The organism is Noviherbaspirillum massiliense JC206 (genome assembly GCF_000312045.1).
Classification (GTDB): Bacteria; Pseudomonadota; Gammaproteobacteria; order Burkholderiales; family Burkholderiaceae_D; genus Noviherbaspirillum; species Noviherbaspirillum massiliense.
In genome coordinates this window covers 140,136-157,202 of record NZ_HE978635.1, presented here as the reverse complement: position 1 = coordinate 157,202, position 17,067 = coordinate 140,136, and the positions used below count along the sequence as shown (strand labels likewise).

General features: G+C 61.3%; 18 protein-coding genes. 4 read left to right on the top strand and 14 right to left on the bottom strand.

Going from position 1 to position 17,067, the window contains the following annotated elements:
• Positions 1–2: 2 nt before the first annotated feature.
• From HGHM_RS16195 to HGHM_RS16170, 6 genes are read right to left on the bottom strand one after another with little or no spacing between them, the layout of a single operon-like run.
• Positions 3–896 (bottom strand): biotin-independent malonate decarboxylase subunit beta, encoded by an 894-nt coding sequence (locus HGHM_RS16195; protein ID WP_019142602.1) that lies wholly within the window; start codon positions 894–896, stop codon positions 3–5.
• Entirely contained in the window at positions 893–1,207 is a 315-nt protein-coding gene (gene mdcC, locus HGHM_RS16190) for a malonate decarboxylase acyl carrier protein (RefSeq protein ID WP_019142601.1), read from the bottom strand. The genes HGHM_RS16195 and mdcC overlap by 4 nt, the downstream gene beginning before the upstream one ends.
• Before the next feature lie 8 nt (positions 1,208–1,215).
• Positions 1,216–2,883 carry a malonate decarboxylase subunit alpha gene (mdcA, locus tag HGHM_RS16185; protein WP_019142600.1) on the bottom strand — a complete coding sequence of 556 codons (1,668 nt, stop codon included), beginning with the start codon at positions 2,881–2,883 and terminating at the stop codon, positions 1,216–1,218.
• On the bottom strand, positions 2,884–4,233 hold the full coding sequence (locus HGHM_RS16180) for a TRAP transporter large permease (RefSeq protein ID WP_019142599.1): 1,350 nt from the start codon (positions 4,231–4,233) through the stop codon (positions 2,884–2,886).
• Positions 4,230–4,784 (bottom strand): TRAP transporter small permease, encoded by a 555-nt coding sequence (locus tag HGHM_RS16175; protein ID WP_019142598.1) that lies wholly within the window; start codon positions 4,782–4,784, stop codon positions 4,230–4,232. The genes HGHM_RS16180 and HGHM_RS16175 overlap by 4 nt, the downstream gene beginning before the upstream one ends.
• Entirely contained in the window at positions 4,781–5,797 is a 1,017-nt protein-coding gene (locus HGHM_RS16170; protein ID WP_026076107.1) for a TRAP transporter substrate-binding protein, read from the bottom strand. The genes HGHM_RS16175 and HGHM_RS16170 overlap by 4 nt, the downstream gene beginning before the upstream one ends.
• A gap of 176 nt (positions 5,798–5,973) precedes the next feature.
• Between HGHM_RS16170 and HGHM_RS16165 the strand changes: the two genes are divergently transcribed.
• Entirely contained in the window at positions 5,974–6,636 is a 663-nt protein-coding gene (locus tag HGHM_RS16165; protein ID WP_019142596.1) for a GntR family transcriptional regulator, read from the top strand.
• A gap of 24 nt (positions 6,637–6,660) precedes the next feature.
• On the opposite strand, the gene HGHM_RS16160 is transcribed toward HGHM_RS16165, so the two are convergent.
• Positions 6,661–7,899, bottom strand: a complete 1,239-nt coding sequence (locus tag HGHM_RS16160) for a CynX/NimT family MFS transporter (protein WP_019142595.1) — start codon at positions 7,897–7,899, stop codon at positions 6,661–6,663.
• A 173-nt stretch (positions 7,900–8,072) separates the two neighbouring features.
• A complete protein-coding gene (locus tag HGHM_RS16155) occupies positions 8,073–8,513 on the bottom strand; it encodes a CBS domain-containing protein (protein WP_019142594.1) in 441 nt (146 codons plus the stop codon).
• Between the two features lie 294 nt (positions 8,514–8,807).
• Here HGHM_RS16155 and HGHM_RS16150 point away from each other — a divergent pair, with 294 nt between their 5' ends.
• Both HGHM_RS16150 and HGHM_RS16145 read left to right on the top strand, forming a co-directional pair.
• On the top strand, positions 8,808–9,383 hold the full coding sequence (locus HGHM_RS16150) for a chromate transporter (protein WP_026076105.1): 576 nt from the start codon (positions 8,808–8,810) through the stop codon (positions 9,381–9,383).
• A complete protein-coding gene (locus tag HGHM_RS16145) occupies positions 9,380–9,964 on the top strand; it encodes a chromate transporter (protein ID WP_019142592.1) in 585 nt (194 codons plus the stop codon). Before HGHM_RS16150 ends, HGHM_RS16145 begins: the two co-directional genes overlap by 4 nt.
• A gap of 9 nt (positions 9,965–9,973) precedes the next feature.
• On the opposite strand, the gene HGHM_RS16140 is transcribed toward HGHM_RS16145, so the two are convergent.
• Complete coding sequence (locus tag HGHM_RS16140) at positions 9,974–10,645, bottom strand: hypothetical protein (protein WP_148415701.1); 672 nt, start codon at positions 10,643–10,645, stop codon at positions 9,974–9,976.
• Between the two features lie 111 nt (positions 10,646–10,756).
• On the bottom strand, positions 10,757–10,963 hold the full coding sequence (locus tag HGHM_RS23245) for a hypothetical protein (protein WP_148415699.1): 207 nt from the start codon (positions 10,961–10,963) through the stop codon (positions 10,757–10,759).
• Between HGHM_RS23245 and HGHM_RS16135 the strand changes: the two genes are divergently transcribed.
• Positions 10,941–11,858 (top strand): YihY/virulence factor BrkB family protein, encoded by a 918-nt coding sequence (locus HGHM_RS16135; RefSeq protein ID WP_051155353.1) that lies wholly within the window; start codon positions 10,941–10,943, stop codon positions 11,856–11,858. The genes HGHM_RS23245 and HGHM_RS16135 overlap by 23 nt on opposite strands.
• A 47-nt stretch (positions 11,859–11,905) precedes the next feature.
• Here HGHM_RS16135 and HGHM_RS16130 read toward each other — a convergent pair whose 3' ends face one another.
• The 4 genes from HGHM_RS16130 to HGHM_RS22385 form a co-directional block, all read right to left on the bottom strand.
• Entirely contained in the window at positions 11,906–12,469 is a 564-nt protein-coding gene (locus HGHM_RS16130) for a flavin reductase family protein (RefSeq protein WP_019142589.1), read from the bottom strand.
• A 41-nt stretch (positions 12,470–12,510) separates the two neighbouring features.
• Positions 12,511–12,930 (bottom strand): secondary thiamine-phosphate synthase enzyme YjbQ, encoded by a 420-nt coding sequence (locus HGHM_RS16125; RefSeq protein ID WP_019142588.1) that lies wholly within the window; start codon positions 12,928–12,930, stop codon positions 12,511–12,513.
• A gap of 150 nt (positions 12,931–13,080) precedes the next feature.
• Positions 13,081–14,532, bottom strand: coding sequence for a hydroxysqualene dehydroxylase (locus HGHM_RS21605; protein WP_019142586.1), 1,452 nt, complete (start codon positions 14,530–14,532; stop codon positions 13,081–13,083).
• A 169-nt stretch (positions 14,533–14,701) separates the two neighbouring features.
• Complete coding sequence (locus HGHM_RS22385) at positions 14,702–16,936, bottom strand: hybrid sensor histidine kinase/response regulator (RefSeq protein ID WP_019142584.1); 2,235 nt, start codon at positions 16,934–16,936, stop codon at positions 14,702–14,704.
• Positions 16,937–17,067 lie beyond the last annotated feature (131 nt).

Below are 17,067 nucleotides of genomic sequence, written 5' to 3'. Positions count from 1 at the left end.
CGTCACGCTCCTGCCCGGTGGTGTTCTGCGGCTTTGCGGAAGGCGTCGCCGTCCAGAATCGGCAGCTTCTGTGGTTCGACGATGCCGAGACCGGACCAGATCTCCATCGAATCGGCTGCCGTGCCGAAGTCATGCAGACGGCGGTCGAGCAATTCATGTTCGGCTTCCAGTTCGGACAGCGACAGCCCGGTACCTGCTGCGGCGGTGAACTCGATCTCTTCCGCGGCAGCCTGCCGGAAGACGGTAATGTCATCGTCGACGATGCGCTGGCAGTCGCCCAACAGATAACGATGCTTGCCGCCGGTGGTGCGCCACACCAGCGCGCGGTCGCGGGAATCGAATTCCTCCACGCCGTTCGCGGTTTCGATCACTTCCGGGCCCGACAAAGCAAGCCGCCCTTCTTCCGACATGATGATGGCATTGGCGCAGCGCGCGACAATGCCCATGCCGCCGAAACAGCCGTTCGCACCGCCGATCAACACGATCACGGGAATGCCGGCTGCGCGCACGTCGAGCACGGCGCGCATCACTTCCGATACCGCGATCAGGCCGGCGTTCGCTTCATGCAGGCGCACACCGCCGGTTTCCAGCAGCAGCACGACTGCCTCGGCATGCTCCTGGATGGCGCGCTTGAGCAGTCCGACCAGCTTGGCACCATGCACCTCCCCCACCGCGCCGCCCATGAAGCCGCCTTCCTGCGCGGCGGCGAATACCGCTTTTCCCTGCAAGCGGCCGCGCCCGATGACGACGCCATCGTCGAACGATACCGGCGCGCCGAGCTGTTCCAGGTGCGGGCTGATGACACGCATCGCCGGCGGCAGGAATTCCTCGAAAGAACCGGCATCGAGCAACTGCTGCACGCGCTCGCGGGCGCTGGCTTCGAGATAGCTGCTCATGCGGCCGCTCCCAGCAGGGATTCCACTGCCTGGTCGAGGCGCAGGCTGACCACCGCCGGCGTCGCGCCCATGTCGTTGATGGAGATCCGGGTATCGGCCAGCGGCCAGCGCGCATGGAAGTCGCGCATCACCGCATCCCAGATCGTGCCGAATCCGACGGCCGCGGTTTTCACTTCGATTTCACAGGCACCATTCAGCGCTGCCGGCTCGATCAGCACTTCCAGGTTGCCGGAACTGACGACGCCGACGATCTGCGGCTGCGAGCCGCCTTTGCGGGATCCACGGTCGAAACGGAATTTCAGGGTTTCCATGTCGAGACTCACCAGTTTCTGAAACGTTTGGGCGGGTCGTACAGACCGCCGGATGCGCGCACCAGGTCTTTCATGTTCTTGGCTGCCAGCAGGTCGCGCGTGGCGCGCCGCTTGTCGATGCCGAGGTCTTCGGCGCGCCGGATGATGCCGCGGTCGCGCAGGTTATCCACCATGCGCTTGTCGCGTGCAAGGCCGACCGGGGTATAACCGGCGACGCCGCGGATCGCCTGTTCGCGCTCTTCCTCCGTGCGACACAGCAGCAGATTGGCAATGCCCTCCTCGGTCAGGATATGCGTGACATCCTCGCCGTAGATCATCACCGGCGGAATCGCCATGCTGGCCTGTTCCGCCAGCTGCCAGGCATCGAGCTTTTCGACAAAGGCGGGCTGCATGTGTTCGCGAAAGGTCTCGACTGTCTGCACCACCAGCTTTTGTCCGCGCGGAATCAGTTTCTTGCCATTGCGCGCTTGCTGTCCCGCCTTCAGCCATGCGGCGCTCGCATGGCGGCGTCCTCGCGCATCCGCGCCCATGTTGGGCGCGCCGCCGAAACCGGAAATGCGGCCCAGCGTGGCAGTCGAGGAATTGCCCTGCAAATCGATCTGCAGCGTCGAGCCGATGAACATGTCGCAGGCATAGTGCCCGGCTGCCTGGCAGAATGCGCGGTTGCTGCGCATGGAGCCATCCGGCCCGACGAAGAACACATCGGGGCGGGCACGGATGTACTCCTCCATGCCAAGTTCTGAGCCGAAGGAATGGATCGATTCGACGAAGCCGGCCTCGATCGCCGGGATCAGCGCCGGATGGGGATTCAAGGCCCAATGCAGGGCGATTTTTCCCTTGAGGCCAAGAGATGCGCCATAGGTCGGCAGCAGCAGTTCGATTGCTGCGGTATCGAAGCCGATGCCGTGGTTCAGCGTTTGAACCTCGTATTCGGCATAGATGCCCTTGATGGCCATCATTGCCATCAATATTTGGATCTCGGAGATCTGTGCCGGGTCGCGTGTGAACAGCGGTTCGATGTAATGCGGCGTCGGCGCCTGGACTACGAAGTCGACCCAGTCGGCCGGGATATCCACCCGCGGCAGCACGTCGAGGATTTCATTGACCTGGACGATCACGATGCCGCTCTTGAACGCCGTCGCTTCCACGATGGCTGGCGTGTCTTCGGTATTCGGCCCGGTGTACAGGTTGCCGTGGCGGTCGGCCGCCTGTGCTGCAACGAGAGCCACGCGCGGCGTGAGGTCGATGAAATAGCGGGCGAACAGTTCGAGATAGGTATGGATCGCGCCGATATCCAGCTTGCCGGCCGCCGTGAGTTTCGCCAGTCGTCCGGCCTGTGGTCCGGAAAAGGAAAAGTCGAGCCGCGAGGCAATGCCCTTCTCAAAGACGTCGAGGTGTTCCGGCAACGCCAGCACCGATTGCAGCATGTGCAGGCTATTGATGCGGGCCGAGTCGAGCCGAGTGAGCGCCTTGCCCAGGAAATCAGCCTGCTTCTGGTTATTGCCCTCCAGGCAAACCCGATCTCCGGGTTCCAGCACCTGGTGCAGCAAGTCGGTAATGCGGTCTGTTGCACACAGCTTGCCCGACAACGAGCTCCCAAGGGCGGAACGTGCGCGCTCCAGGCGCTGCGACCGATTTGCCCGCTGCGTGTTCCATGCCCGGTCAGGCACGCCCATTTATCGTCCTCCCATGATCGCATTCGGCAAGCCGACTGCGATTTCAGGCATCACGCAGAGCAGCACGACCGCCAGAAACATGAGAGCGACGAAAGGCATGACACCCCAGATCACGTCGCGCAGCGGAATGTCCGGCGCGATATTTTTGATCACGAATATGTTCAGGCCGACCGGCGGGTGGATCAGGCCCATTTCCATGACGATCGTCATCACGACGCCAAACCAGATCAGGTCGAATCCGGCTGCTCGGAGCGGGGGCAGGATGATGGGCGCCGTCATCAGGATGATCGAGACCGGCGGCAGGAAAAAGCCGAGCACGATCACCATGAACAGAATCATCGCCAGCAGCAGCCATTTCGACAGGTGCAGGCCGACCACCCATTGCGCAGCCGACTGGCTGATGTGCAGGTAACTCATCACATAGGAATACAGCAGCGACATGCCGATGATCATCAGCAGCATGGTCGATTCCTTGATGGTGGATCCGAGGATGGGTGACAAGTCCTTCGGCTTCCAGATGCGGTAGACCAGCGCGATCAGTACCATGGCCAGCAGGGCGCCGAGACCGGCGGTTTCGGAAGGCGTGGCATAGCCACCGTACAAGGCCACCATGACGCCGATCAGCAGCACGACGAAAGGCAGCACCCGCGGCAGCATCTCAACTTTCTGTGAGAACGTGAAATGCTCGTCGGCGAGGTAGGCGGATTTCTCGCCGCCGCGCTGATAGACATCGAGCGCAATGCGGTATTCCTTGCGGGCCCGGTACACCGCATATCCGGCAAACAGGAGGACCAGCAGGAAGCCGGGACCGATGCCGGCCAGGAACAGGCGGCCGAGCGACTGCTCCGCCGCCACCGCATACAGAATCATCGTGATCGATGGCGGCAGCAGGATTCCCAGCGTGCCTCCCGCGGCGATGATGCCGGCGGCAAAGCCCGGCGAATAGCCGCGCCGGCGCATCTCCGGAATGCCAGCCGATCCGATGGCCGAACAGGTAGCGGGTGAGGATCCAGCCATCGCCGCGAACAGACCACAGGCAAACACGTTGGCGATACCCAGACCGCCCGGGACCTTGTGCAACCAGGCATGTATCGCGGCATACAGGTCGCGGCCGGCAGGCGATTTTCCGATGGCCGCCCCCTTCAGGATGAACAGCGGGATGGAGAGCAGCGTGATGGAAGCCAGCTCTTCATAGACGTTCTGCGTGACCGTATCGAGGGAGGATTCCGGCATGAAGAAATACATGAACCCGACCGAGACCACGCCGAGCGCGAACGCGATCGGCATGCCGGAGAACATCACCAGCAGGGTAACGATGCCGTACAACGCACCTAATGTCAGATCGCTCATTTCCCACCCTTCTTGCTGGTGATTCGGGACAGCACTTGCACAAGAATCTGGACTGTCAGCAGGGTCATGCCCAGCGCCATCATGGAATAAGGAATCCAGAGCGGAGGCGCAAGTGTGGACGATGTGGTCTGCCCATCGCGCCATGCTTCATGAAACAAGGTCCACGACTTCCAGGAAAAGAAGGCACAGAATGCGAACGAGAAAACGTCGACCAGCAGCAGGCGCACTGCGTTCACTGCCGGCGGCAGCAAGGGGGCGAGCGCCTCGATCCCGATGTGCCCGCGATACGACTGCACGTAAGCCGAGCAGAAAAAGGTGACACCGACCAGCATGAATACGGATGCCTCGTCCTGCCAGTCGGTGGGGGCACTGAAGAAATAGCGGGTCACCACCGAGTAGGTCAGGACGATGCTGGTCAGTACCATGGCCACCATTGAAAGACCAAGCAATCCCTTGTTGATGACATGCAGAACATGGAATGCGCCGGCCATCGTCAGGTTTTCGGGAACCGGCGGTGTGTTCGCCGATTCCAGTTCAAAGCCGTGACTCATAGCATTTTCTCCGCCAGCGAGAGCAGCTTGGCGCAGTTCTCATTCTTGGCGGCGTAGTCTTTCCATGCAGTGTCGCGCGCGATGGCTTGCCATTTCTTGACTGTCGCATCGTTCAGGTCAACCACTTTTGCGCCGACTTTCTGGTAGACCGAGGCAACCTGATTGTCGTCCATGCGCGCGGACTTCAGTGCAAACTGCTCCAGCTCTGCGCCGACCGCCATCACGGCTGCCTGCTGTTCCTTGGTAAGGCGATCGAATACGGCCTTGGACATCATCAGCGGCTCGAACATGAACCAGTAGGATTTGCCGCGTCCGGTCGTCAGGGCTTTGGACACTTCTTCGAGGCGGAAGGAAATCAGGGAAGTCGACGAAGTCAGGGCGGCATCCATGGCGCCGGTCTGCATCGCGGCGTAGATCTCGTTCGAGGGTAGAGACACCACCGCGGCACCGGCCGCCTTCAGGATCAGGTCCATCTCGCGCGAGCCACCGCGGATTTTCATGCCTTTCGCATCTTCCGGATTAATCACCGGATTGCCGCGCGACGCCATGCCTCCCGCTTGCCAGATCCAGCTGACAAGCACGATGCCCTTGTCTTCCAGCAGCTTGGTCAGCGCCTTGCCGATCTCGGCGTTTTTCCAGGCATAACCCACTTCATAGGATGGCACCAGGCCCGGCATCAGCCCGATATTCACTTCCGGCACTTCTCCGCCGGCATAGGACAGTGGAACCAGTGAAAGATCGAGAGCCCCTTTGCGCATCGCGGAGAACTGGGCCACGGTTTTCATCAGCGACGAGCCGGGATACACCGTGAATTTCAGGTCACCCTTGGTACGCTTTTCCACTTCCGCTGCAAACATGCGGCACAGACGGTCGCGAAAGTCTCCTTCGTTGATGGTCCCGCCGGGGAACTGATGGGAAATCTTCAGGTTTGTTTCTGCCCAGGCCGGCAGGACCGACAACAGGGGGCTTGCTGCGATTGCGCCAAGAACGGATCTTCTTTTTAAAAAAGACATGTGCTCCTCCTACAAGTAAGAAATAGGAATTTGAGGTTCGCTTCGCGATGACTTTAAGTCAACTTTTATGCAAACTCTTTATTTGTGTATACAAGAATACCTCTATAGAATACTTTGTCAAAACATATTTACTTTTTTGTATTTGAAGTAAATCAATCTCGGACGCAGCCTGTTCCATGAAAAACCGTTCTGCAACCTTGCGCGATTCGATTGAGGAAATGATTGCGGTCGGCAAGCTGAAGCCCGGCCAGCATCTCGATGAAACCGAATTGGCCAATGCCTTCGGCGTGTCCCGCACACCGATTCGCGAGGCGCTGATCCAGCTGGCATCGCTGGGCCTGGTCGTGACTCGTCCGCGTCGCGGCACCGTCGTCGCGGAAATCCCGCCGCAGAAGCTGGTGGAAATGTTCGAAGTCATGGCGGAACTGGAAGCCATGTGCGGCCGTCTGGCCGCACGTCGGATGTCGGAAGCCGAGCATGCACAGCTGCTGGCGGCGCACCGGGCCTGCCAGCAGGCGCGCGACGCCAATGATGCCGATAGCTACTACTATCAGAACGAAGCGTTCCACCAGGAGATTTATGCCGGAAGCCACAACACCTTCCTGGCTGAACAGGCGCGCAACCTGCACCGCCGCCTGCGGCCTTACCGCCGCCTGCAGTTGCGGGTGCGCGACCGGGTAGCCACCTCGTATTCCGAGCACGAAGACATCGTCAATGCCATTGTCGCGGGCGATGGCGAGCGGACTGCTGACCTGCTGCGCAACCACATCATGATCCAGGGACAGCGCTTCGCCGATCTGATCGCATCATTGCCGCAACTGTCGGCGAAAGCCGCCTAGCGAAACCGGTTACGGCCGTTGCGCTTACGCAGCGGCGGCGGTCACGTAGCGGTTGCGCCCGGCTCCCATGCCGGCAATCAGGGCGCCGAGGCATACCACCACGAAAAACTCGGTCGCGGCATTCCAGTCGTGACTCAGGTCGCGCAGCAGGCCGAAGGCAAGCGGACCGAGCGCCGCGCCGGTGTAACCGATGCCCTGCACCATCGCCGACAGGGAAGCGGCGATGGCGGGATTCGGCGCGCGCAGCACGATCAGCGTCAGGCCGATACTGAAGGAGCCGCCCTGCCCGAGGCCGAGCAGGATGGCCCAGAACCAGATCGCATCGAGGCCGGCATAGATGCAGCCGAGATAACCGACCAGGCTCAGCGCCATCATCAGCGCAATCGAAGGCCGCTGGTCGCGCCCCAGCCGGCTGGCGAGCCACGGTCCGCCCAGCGCAGTGACCAGTTGCAGCGCGATGGATAGCGACAGTATGCCGCCTGCCGTCAGCGGGCTCATGCCGCGTTCGATCAGGATGGTGGGCAGCCAGCCGAACACGCAGTAGGCAAGCGCCGATTGCAGTCCCATGTACGCCGTGACTTGCCATGCGAGTGCATTGGAACGCAAGCCCTGCACCCGGCTCTGCCGGCCAGCGCCTTCGTTGCGCATATCGCGGGCATGCGGCCACCATGCCGCAGCCGCCACCACTGCAGGCAGCAGCCAGAATGCGAGGGCAGCGCGCCAGCTGTTGCCGCTGATTTTTTCCAGCGGCACGGTCAGCCCGGCCGACAAGGCGGCGCCGAGACACAATGCCATGGTATAGACGCCGGTCATGCTGCCGGCTTGCTGCGCAAAATCACGCTTGATGATGCCAGGCAGCAGGATCATGATCACGCCGATGCTGGCGCCGACCACCAGGGTGCCGAAGAACATGCCGGGAATGCCGCCGAATACCCGCAAGCCGAGGCTCGCCGCCAGAACCAGCAGGCCGAGGAACACCGTCCGTTCCGCGCCGAGCCGGTTTGCCAGGCGCGGCGCCAGCGGGGCAAACAAGCCGAAGCACAGCACCGGCAGCGTGGTCAGCAGGCCGGCGCCGGTCGAAGACAGGCCGATGCTGTCACGGATGATTGCGAGCACGGGCGCGACGCTGGACAATGCCGGCCGCAGGTTGATGCCGACCAGGAAAAGCGCGAACAAGAGATACCAGCGGGAGTGTTCGGAAGGCAAAGGCTCGGCCTTGGCGTCGAGCGCGGAAGAAGGAGACGGCCCGTCTTTATGCACCATTCAAAATCCTGTCGGGTTGATTCGCCGCCGGGCGGCGAAGAAAGCCGTGAGTATCTACCAAACAGGTGTTTTTTGCTGCCGGTGCCAGGAGTAGTTGCCCGTGCGCGGGCGGCCCTGTCATATCGAGGTGCGTCCCCCGGCGGGCGATACGTGCTCGTGCAGGCCGGGGCCGCTCAACCGCGCTCGCCGCGGATGTAATGTTCGAGCTGTTCGATGATGAATTGCTGCTCGGAGATGATGTCTTTCACCAGGTCGCCGATCGAGACCAGGCCAACCAGCTTGCCATCATCGATCACCGGCAGATGGCGCAAGCGGTTTTCCGTCATCAGCGCCATGCATTGTTCATTGCTGTTGTCCGGGCGCACATACATCACTGATGAAGTCATGATGGCGCGCACCGGCGTATCGACCGAAGACCGCCCCATCAGCACGACTTTCCGGGCATAGTCGCGTTCGGTCATGATACCAACGATCTTTTCGCCTTCCATCACCAGCAGCGCCCCGATGCGCTTTTCCGCCATCAGCTTGATGGCATCCAGCACCGGCTTGTCCGGGGCGATGGTGTAGACAGTCTGGCTCGGCTTGGACTTGAGAATGTGCGCAACTGTTTTCATGGCGGGCTTCCTGTAAGCAGTCTTGTACCGGCAAGCAAACGACGGCAGCCGTACGGTTTTTGCCCATTCTCCCATCCGGTTCCCGGCAGCGCTAAGGAATTCCTGCAGCTTTTTGGGCTATATCAGCTTGAGCGATGGAAACCCGAAAAACTACACGCTGACGAGAGCGCGCGTAAGCGATCGTAAACAGGATCGCTTCTTGCCATGAGGATAGGTATAGTAATGCCTTTGCCATGACCGGTCGCTGCCCTGCCGGGCTGGCTGTTCCAGATTTCCGAAGACGAGTTCCTCCGTATGAATGCCATGCCGACCGAAGACCGGCCGCGACCCCGCTCCCTCACCGACCTGTTTGTCTCCTTCACCCTGCTCGCGCTGCAAGGCTTTGGCGGCGTCATGGCAATCGTGCAGCATGAACTGGTGGAAAAAAAACGCTGGATGACGCGGGAAGAATTCATTGAAGACTGGGCAGTCGCGCAGCTCATGCCGGGACCGAATGTCGTCAATCTGTCACTGATGATCGGCGATCGCTATTTCGGTTTGCGCGGCGCCATGGTCGCACTAATTGGCATGCTGGCGCTGCCGCTGGTAGTGGTGATGCTGCTGGCGCTGGCCTATGTGCATTTCGCCGACAATGCAGGCGTCGCCGGCGCCCTGCGCGGACTGGGCGCAGTCGCTGCCGGACTGATCATCGCTTCCGGGTTGAAGCTGTCCACCGCGCTGAAAAAGAATCCGCTCGGCATTCCCGTCTGCGCCGCGCTCGGACTCGCCTGCTTCGTGATGGTGGCGCTGCTGCGCTGGCAGCTGGCTTACGTGCTGTTCGGCCTCGGCATCATCGCCTGCATCCTGGCCTACCGGAAGCTCAAGCCATGAACGAATCTCTTCACCTGTCCCTGCAATGGAGCGACTGGCTGCACCTGTTCGCCAAATACATGCTGCTGTCGCTCCTGTCCGTCGGCGGCGGCATCACCACCGCGCCGGAAATGCATCGCTACCTGGTGGACCAGCAGCGCTGGCTGACCGATCCGCAATTCAATGCTTCGATCGCGATCGCCCAGGCCGCTCCCGGGCCCAATATCCTGTTCGTCGCACTGATGGGCTGGAACGTCGGCAACAATGCCGGCAGCATGTGGATCGGGCTGCTCGGCATGCTGATCACCATGGTCGGCATCCTGCTGCCGAGTACGACGCTGACTTACCTGGCTGCGCGCTGGGGACACAAGAACCGCGAATTGCGCGGCGTGCGGGCATTCAAGCTGGGCATGGCGCCGATCGTTGTCGCGCTCGTGATTGCCACCGGCTGGATCCTGGCCAGCGCGCACAATCGTCCGGCCGAGGACTGGCGTCTGTGGCTGCTGACGGCGGTTACAGCCATCATCGTCTGGCGCGTCAGGATCCACCTGTTGTGGCTGCTCGGTGCCGGTGCCCTGCTCGGCTGGTTCGGTTTGGTCTGACGACAAAGATCAGAATTTGTAGCTGATGCCGATGCGCAGCACCGGATACAGCTTGAGCTTGCCTGCCTCATGCCCGAGCGCACCGTTTTCCCTGGCAAGGTCTGCGGCAAGCTGGTTGCAGGCCACCGTACCGGCACTGCACCCCGAGGAAGTCAGGCTGGTTTTCGGCCTTCCCTGGAACAGCACGCCGACATCCGTGGAAAATCTCCAGCCCTTGTCCGTTTCCGAAGGGCGTCCCCAGCCGATGCCGAGATAGGGTGCGATCTTGTTGAAATCCATTCTGCTGTCGATACTGCCGACGCTGCCGGCCTGATAGGTATTGCCTTGTATGGTATAGCCGCCGGCAGCGTTCGAGCGCGCGCGTCCGCTGATGGTGTTGCCGTTGTAGGCGAGCCCGGTGGTCAGATGAAAGGAGCTGTCCTTCGAGGGATACCAGTCGAGCAGGACATCGTAGGTCTTCCCATGCAGCCTGAAATCGAAGTCCAGGTCGCGGGCGCCACCCTTGTAGGAATAGCTGAGCTGGCCCATGCCGACACGCGCACTGAGGTCGGGCCGCAAGGGTATGTCGACATGCGCGCCAGCGCCGGTCGTGCCAATTTCGCCAAAGACGCCCGCATGCGCTGCAGCACCTGCTGTCATCAATCCTGTCAATACACCGAAAGCCGCAAGTGTTTTTTTCACTATTTCGTTCCTTTTACGAGGTGATAAGTGAACAAGCCATTTTTGCGGGTAAGCAAAATTGCCTGAGGCACAGGGGCATACGACTGTCGATGCACGGACCGGTTCCGCGAATCAATCATTTTCTGCAGAAGCTTGCAGGAAGGCTAAAGGCATCGGCGTAAAGCTTGCGGGTTCTTCAAGAGATGCGCGCGGATCTCTTTGTGGATCAACAAGAGCGCAGGGTTTTCCTGTAAAAATAGCCATCCGCGGCATGCTGCCTTCCGCATGGCGGACATGGCAGGAACAAGGGCATCGCATGAAAGGCAAGCCTTCACTCATGAACATCGGCCCCCAGGCGCAGCAGGTACTGCAGCGCCCCGGCAGCTTCGCGGTGCGCACGCTCAAGGCGTTCCGCGCCAACCAGGGACTGCTGCTCGCGGGCGCGGTCGCCTATTACGCCCTGCTGTCCATCGTGCCCCTGCTCATCCTGATCGTGATTGCACTCTCGCACCTGATCGACCAGGGGGAATTGCTGCAAACCCTGGGCCGCTATCTGGAGTGGCTGATTCCGGGACAATCGAAACCGATCATTGCCGAGCTGGCGAATTTCCTCGAACACCGGGATGTGATGGGATGGGTGCTGCTGGCGACGATGATCTTTTTCAGTTCGCTCGCATTCACCGTGCTGGAAAATGCCATGTCGGTGATCTTCATCCACCGGGTCGCGATCCGGCGGCGCCACTTCCTCGTGTCGGCCTTGCTCCCCTACTGCTACATCCTGTTCCTCGGCATCGGCATCCTGATCGTCACGCTGGTGGCAGGCATTTTGCAAGCCATGGGCCAGGAAAGCGTCGACTTCCTCGGCTATACCTGGTCGCTGGGCGGCGTGTCCGGCCTGCTGCTTTACCTGCTTGGCCTTGGAGGAGAAATCTTCGTCCTCACCTCGATCTATCTTGTCATGCCGGTCGGGCGGCTGTCACTGCGCCATGCCCTGCTCGGCGGCGTGACTGCCGCGCTCCTGTGGGAGCTGACCCGCCACGTGCTGGTCTGGTACTTCGCCACGCTGTCGCAAGTCACGGTGGTCTATGGATCGCTGACGACGGCGATCGCCGTCCTCCTGAGCCTCGAAATCGCAGCCACCCTGCTGCTGTTCGGCGCCCAGGTCATTTCAGAGTACGAGCGGATCGGCAAGACGGAAGAGGATATGCGGCAGCAGGCGTGGCGCACGGACTGAGTCCGGCATGGTTACGGCCAGGAAGGGAGAGCCCGGAATCCTTGCCGCTATTTCTCGATTTCGAACTCGGTTCCCGTCTCGAAGAAATTGCCCCCTGCAATATAGTGGATGCTGCGCGGCTGGCCTTCCTCGAACAGCCAGTGCCCATCCCTGAATGCGCGCGGATCGGCCCAGGCCGCGACAACCTCGCCGAGGAACAGGTCGTAACGGTCCTGGATCTGCGGCTCGGGAAGGACCCGGCATTCCAGCCAGCCAAGACAGCCATCGAGCAAGGGTGCGCCGATCTTGTCGGCGGCAAAGGTTTGCAATCCATGCGCGCGGAACTTGTCCAATTCGCGACCGGAGACCGAGCCTGCCGCCAGCGTTGCCTTTGCCATTTCCCGCGAAGGAATGTTCAGGGCAAACTCGCCCGAGCCTTCAACCAGTTGCCGCGTCAGCGTATTGCGGTCGATCACGACCGCCACCTTGGGCGGCGAAAAATCGAGCGGCATCGACCACGCCGCCGCCATCACATTGACAGTCGTTCCATGCGCGCTGCTGACCAGGACGGTCGGTCCGTGATTGAGCAGGCGATAGCATTTGGATAGTTCGACCGGAAGACGATAGGACATGACAACACTTCTTTCCTTGTCCGGCGCGGAGGAACATCCCCTCATTCACCGATGATCTTGATGAGCACGCGCTTTCTGCGCATGCCATCGAATTCGCCATAGAAGATCTGCTCCCATGGCCCGAAATCGAGCCGGCCCTCAGTGACTGCGACCACCACTTCGCGTCCCATGACCTGGCGCTTGATGTGGGCATCGGCATTATCTTCGCCGGTATCGTTGTGGCGGTACTGGTCAACGGGTTCATGCGGCGCCAGCTTTTCCAGCCAGACTTCATAGTCATGGTGGAGTCCCGGTTCGTCATCATTGATGAACACCGACGCCGAAATATGCATGGCATTGACGAGCACCAGCCCTTCCCGGATGCCGCTCTCTTCCAGCGCTGCCTCGACTTGCTGCGTGATATTGATGAAGGCGCGGCGCGTGGGTATGTTGAACCAGAGTTCCTTGCGATAACTTTTCATGACGATGCTCCGCTCCATCCTCCTGCCGGCCCGCAAGCCGGTGGCCCGATTCTATGCCATCTTCCCGCAGGCGGCCGGCGGCATCCGATCCCGGCCTTCCCTTTGAACGAACATGCCATGCCGGCCATCGCGCCTCTGCGCCCTTGCCGATTAGGGGTCAGTCTTGCCCGCTGCCGTGCGCCCGCGATACCAGCAGGTTGCCCGGCGCACCAGCCCGGCAAGCCCGTCATACGGTCGCTGGGGCAGTGCGATTTGCCGCGGCGAGCCGCGCTCGGCGAGCACCTGTTCCGCGGCCAGCCAGCCTGATCGCACCGCACTCTCCATCGAGCAGGGCAGATGGGTCTGCACCCAATCGCCTGCAAGCACCAGGCCGGGGATGGGCGTGCGCGTATGTGGCCGCTTGCGCTCGGTGCCCGGCGTCGGACAGGGAATGGCCATCGGAATGTGGTGCACGTCGGCATGCAGCACCTGTGCATTGGCCGCTTCCGGCGCGAATTCGGCAAGCTCGCGCACCGTCGCCTGCACGATATCTTCGTCGCTCATGCCATGCGCCCGGTGGCTGTAGATGATATTGCTGGCGATGACCGATGGCCTGTCGGCCCAGCCGCGGCGAATCCTGGAGAGATCGTAAAAATCGTAGTTGAGGCGCGTCGGCGACCACAGGTGCGCAAAGAAGCGCTCGTTCAGGACTTGGCGATCGAACCAGAGATAGCAGGAGACATAGGGGCTGGGCTCGAAGGCGGCCAGCGCATCGAACGGCTGCCGGCTCTTCCATGCATCCGGCACCAATGGCGCAAGTTCTTGCGGCGGCACGGCGCTGACGCAATGCGCGGCCTGCAGCCGGGTGCCCTCGTCCAGGACCACGCCCTCCACCCTGTCGCTTCCGATGAAGGCACGCACTTCCCTGCCCGTCAGGACGCGGCCGCCTGCGGCTTCGATAGCCTGCGAAGCCTGCTGTGCAAAAAGCTCCGCCAGACCGACCGCCGCGAAACCGAAATGCAGGCGGCGATGGCCGCTCAGCTGAGCATGAATGCGCATGAGCGCCGCTGCCGAGCAGTGTTCAAGCGGCACATTCGTGACCACCATTGCAGCAAATTTCCACCACCAGTCGATCATCGGCTGGCTCACGCCTTGCGCGCGCAGGAAGTCGAGCGCGCTCATGCGATCGAGCGCTGGCACCTGTTCCTCGCCGAACTGCATGGTTTTCCAGGTCGTCGCTCTCATGGAAAGACAGTCGCGAATCGTCAGGCCCGGCGCGCCGAGCAGACTGGGGAAGAGGCTGAAGGGTGGCGGCAGGGGCCAGTGCCGCAACACGACGGGCCGCGGCTTGCTCGCGATCGTCAGCACCTTGTCCATGTGCCAGGTAATGAGGTCGCGCGTGCCCAGGCGCTCCAACAGTGCCAGCATGTCGCGATACTCGGTATGCACCACATGCGGCCCGACATCGACCATGTCGCCGGTCCCGCTGTGCGCCCAGCTGCCCGCACGCCCGCCAAGACGCCCGTCGCGCTCGATCACGGCGACGCGCACACCGCTGTCCGCAAGTGCTACCCCGCAGGCAAGCCCGGCGAGTCCGCCGCCGATGACGACCACATCGAACATCCAAAGCTCCGGAAGAGAGATACGGCAAGAAATTCAGGCCGCCGTTTAGACCCTGCCCGCGTGGATATGTTCGCGTTCGCAAGGCTGGATGCCTGGCTCGTTCCCCTGAGGGAAATGCGATTGGAGTCCGAGGACAGAGGCGTGGAAGCCGGCCCGCAGGCCGATTAATCTAAAGGCCGTGCCTAGCCGCGGCATGTTCCCTCTTCCTGGTCAGTTCGCCGCGCAGCACCTGCACCACGTCTGCCGTTTCATACGGCTTGGCGAGAACTCTTACATGCGGAAGGCTGATGCGCTGTTCGGAATAACCGGTTGCCAGGACGATGGCGGTGTCCGGATGCTGCTCCCGGATAAGGTGTGCAAGCTCGATGCCACTCGTCATACCCGGCATCACGACATCGGAAAACACGACGTCGAAGCTTTCATTCCCGGCCAGGATGGCCAATGCTTCGTCGCCATTCATTGCCACCCGCACATCAAGTCCTGCTGCTTCAAGGGCGGGGCGGACGACAACCGACACCAGCGGATCGTCCTCGACCAGCAATACCTTTCCGCTCACAGGTCCGGGCACCAGCCTTGCCTGGCTGGAAGGAGCGGTTGCCACGCAGGCTGCTGCCCTCGGCAGATAGAGCGTAACGACGGTCCCCTTGCCCGGATCGCTGTCGATCGAGAGGGCGCCTCCGGCCTGCTTCACAAATCCATATACCTGCGACAAGCCCATGCCGGAGCCGTGACCAAGCTTCTTGGTCGTGAAATAGGGCTCCAGGGCGCGCCCAAGCACTTCCTCCTCCATGCCTGCCCCGGTATCGGCGACGGCAATCTGCACATAATCTCCCGGCGGGAGGTTGTCGGGGAGCTGATCCAGCGCTCGATTGCACATGGCTATCCTCAGCATGCCGCCCGAGGCCATGGCATCCCGTGCATTGATCGTCAGGTTCAGCATGGCAAGCTCGAATAGCAGAGCATCGATCGTCACTGGCCACAAGCCGGCTTCCACCTCGACCTGCAAGTCGATATCGCTGCGCAGGCCGCTTTTCAGCATCGGGAGGATTTCCTCGATTTGCCTGCCGAGGTCGATGGTCGACAAGTGGGCTTCCTGCACCCTGCCAAAAGCCATGAGCTGCCTCACCAGCTCCGCCGCACGCTGCACCGCGCGCTGGCACGACTCGATTGCCTTCCTGACGCCAGGTTCTTGGGAGCGCATAAGAACCACCTGCAGACCGGTCGTCAGGGTTTGCAGGACATTATTGAAATCATGTGCGATACCGCCGGTCAGCCGCCCGAGCGCCTCCAGTTTTTGGCCTTGCAAAAGCGCGCGATGCGAACGCTCGGCGGCCGCCACCGCTTCGGCGACCCGATGTTCGAGTTCGGCCCTGGTATTGCGGATCTGCTCGCTCGCGCGCGCCATCTCGAGGTTGACGGAATCGATCTCGAGAATGCCCGTCTGGCGCGCGGCGACGGCTTCCCCTTGCCCCATCCTTCCTGCCGCGCGGCGCAGAGATTCCATGGGTTTGGCGATCTTGCGTCCGACCAGCACGGCGGCGGCGATCGCCAGTATGAGCATGAGGATGAATACGCCGCTCATCAGCAGCATGGCGTGAACGGCGGTCTGCTGCAGCTGCGCCCGCGGCACAGCCACGACGAATCCCCAGCCTGCAGTGGGAGCACGGCTGAAGAACGCGGTGACCGGAATGCCCGTCAAACCAGTCCCTTCGTAAAACCCCTCGTTCTGTTGGGCGAAGGCGTTGCGCAATCCCGGACTTACCTGCTTCCCGACGAATTTTTCCGGCTCATGCGAACGTGCGGCGACAGTACCGTTTCGGTCGATGATCGCCGTCACCCAGCCCGGCATCATCTGCTGGCCTTTGAAAACGTCCTGCAAATGGCTGGTGAATGATCCGATCGCAAGGTAGTACTTCAGTTCGCCGTTTATTTTCACCGGGATCTGCATGGCGAAACTGTGACTTTTGCCGATCGGCGCAAAGTACACGTCCGAAACCACACTTGCTTCCGGCCCGAGACGCTCGCGCAGCGGCATCAAGGGCCTGGAGTGCGGCAAATCCTTCGTGCCCAGGGGTACCCGGGTATTGAGCAATTGCTGGCCGGAGAGGTCGGACAAGATGATGGTGGTATCCCATGAGCTCGCCAGGGCGGTCGCATGGACATAAAACGATTCAAGGTCGCCAGTTTTCAGGGCAGGCGATGCTGCCAGCAACTTGAGGAGGGATTCGCGTTCGCGAATTTCCTTGTCGAGCACAATGGCCATGGCCCGGGCCAGTTCCTGAATGCTGCGCCGGTAAGCCTTCTGCTGCTCCTGATAGACGTAGCTGATGGCGAATACCGCGCCCAGCACCGTCGGCAGCAAGACGATCGTAATCAGGATCAGAAGACGGGAGCGCAGGCGCATGGAGGCATGGCGAGTTCGTGAAGCGCTAAGGTTCTCAAAACCGGCGGAGAACTGATTGATTTATGTCAATTCGGCTAGCGGTTGAAAATGTCTGTTTCAAATGCCTGTCCCCCTCCCGTTCCGGTTACACT

What these genes read in the sequence shown, in the direction of transcription:
- HGHM_RS16195 (WP_019142602.1), bottom strand. Translation starts at nt 896, where the DNA reads ATGAGCAGCTATCTCGAAGCCAGCGCCCGCGAGCGCGTGCAGCAGTTG.
- mdcC (WP_019142601.1), bottom strand. Translation starts at nt 1,207, where the DNA reads ATGGAAACCCTGAAATTCCGTTTCGACCGTGGATCCCGCAAAGGCGGC.
- mdcA (WP_019142600.1), bottom strand. Translation starts at nt 2,883, where the DNA reads ATGGGCGTGCCTGACCGGGCATGGAACACGCAGCGGGCAAATCGGTCG.
- HGHM_RS16180 (WP_019142599.1), bottom strand. Translation starts at nt 4,233, where the DNA reads ATGAGCGATCTGACATTAGGTGCGTTGTACGGCATCGTTACCCTGCTG.
- HGHM_RS16175 (WP_019142598.1), bottom strand. Translation starts at nt 4,784, where the DNA reads ATGAGTCACGGCTTTGAACTGGAATCGGCGAACACACCGCCGGTTCCC.
- HGHM_RS16170 (WP_026076107.1), bottom strand. Translation starts at nt 5,797, where the DNA reads ATGTCTTTTTTAAAAAGAAGATCCGTTCTTGGCGCAATCGCAGCAAGC.
- HGHM_RS16165 (WP_019142596.1), top strand. Translation starts at nt 5,974, where the DNA reads ATGAAAAACCGTTCTGCAACCTTGCGCGATTCGATTGAGGAAATGATT.
- HGHM_RS16160 (WP_019142595.1), bottom strand. Translation starts at nt 7,899, where the DNA reads ATGGTGCATAAAGACGGGCCGTCTCCTTCTTCCGCGCTCGACGCCAAG.
- HGHM_RS16155 (WP_019142594.1), bottom strand. Translation starts at nt 8,513, where the DNA reads ATGAAAACAGTTGCGCACATTCTCAAGTCCAAGCCGAGCCAGACTGTC.
- HGHM_RS16150 (WP_026076105.1), top strand. Translation starts at nt 8,808, where the DNA reads ATGAATGCCATGCCGACCGAAGACCGGCCGCGACCCCGCTCCCTCACC.
- HGHM_RS16145 (WP_019142592.1), top strand. Translation starts at nt 9,380, where the DNA reads ATGAACGAATCTCTTCACCTGTCCCTGCAATGGAGCGACTGGCTGCAC.
- HGHM_RS16135 (WP_051155353.1), top strand. Translation starts at nt 10,941, where the DNA reads ATGAAAGGCAAGCCTTCACTCATGAACATCGGCCCCCAGGCGCAGCAG.
- HGHM_RS23245 (WP_148415699.1), bottom strand. Translation starts at nt 10,963, where the DNA reads ATGAGTGAAGGCTTGCCTTTCATGCGATGCCCTTGTTCCTGCCATGTC.
- HGHM_RS16130 (WP_019142589.1), bottom strand. Translation starts at nt 12,469, where the DNA reads ATGTCCTATCGTCTTCCGGTCGAACTATCCAAATGCTATCGCCTGCTC.
- HGHM_RS16125 (WP_019142588.1), bottom strand. Translation starts at nt 12,930, where the DNA reads ATGAAAAGTTATCGCAAGGAACTCTGGTTCAACATACCCACGCGCCGC.
- HGHM_RS21605 (WP_019142586.1), bottom strand. Translation starts at nt 14,532, where the DNA reads ATGTTCGATGTGGTCGTCATCGGCGGCGGACTCGCCGGGCTTGCCTGC.
- HGHM_RS22385 (WP_019142584.1), bottom strand. Translation starts at nt 16,936, where the DNA reads ATGCGCCTGCGCTCCCGTCTTCTGATCCTGATTACGATCGTCTTGCTG.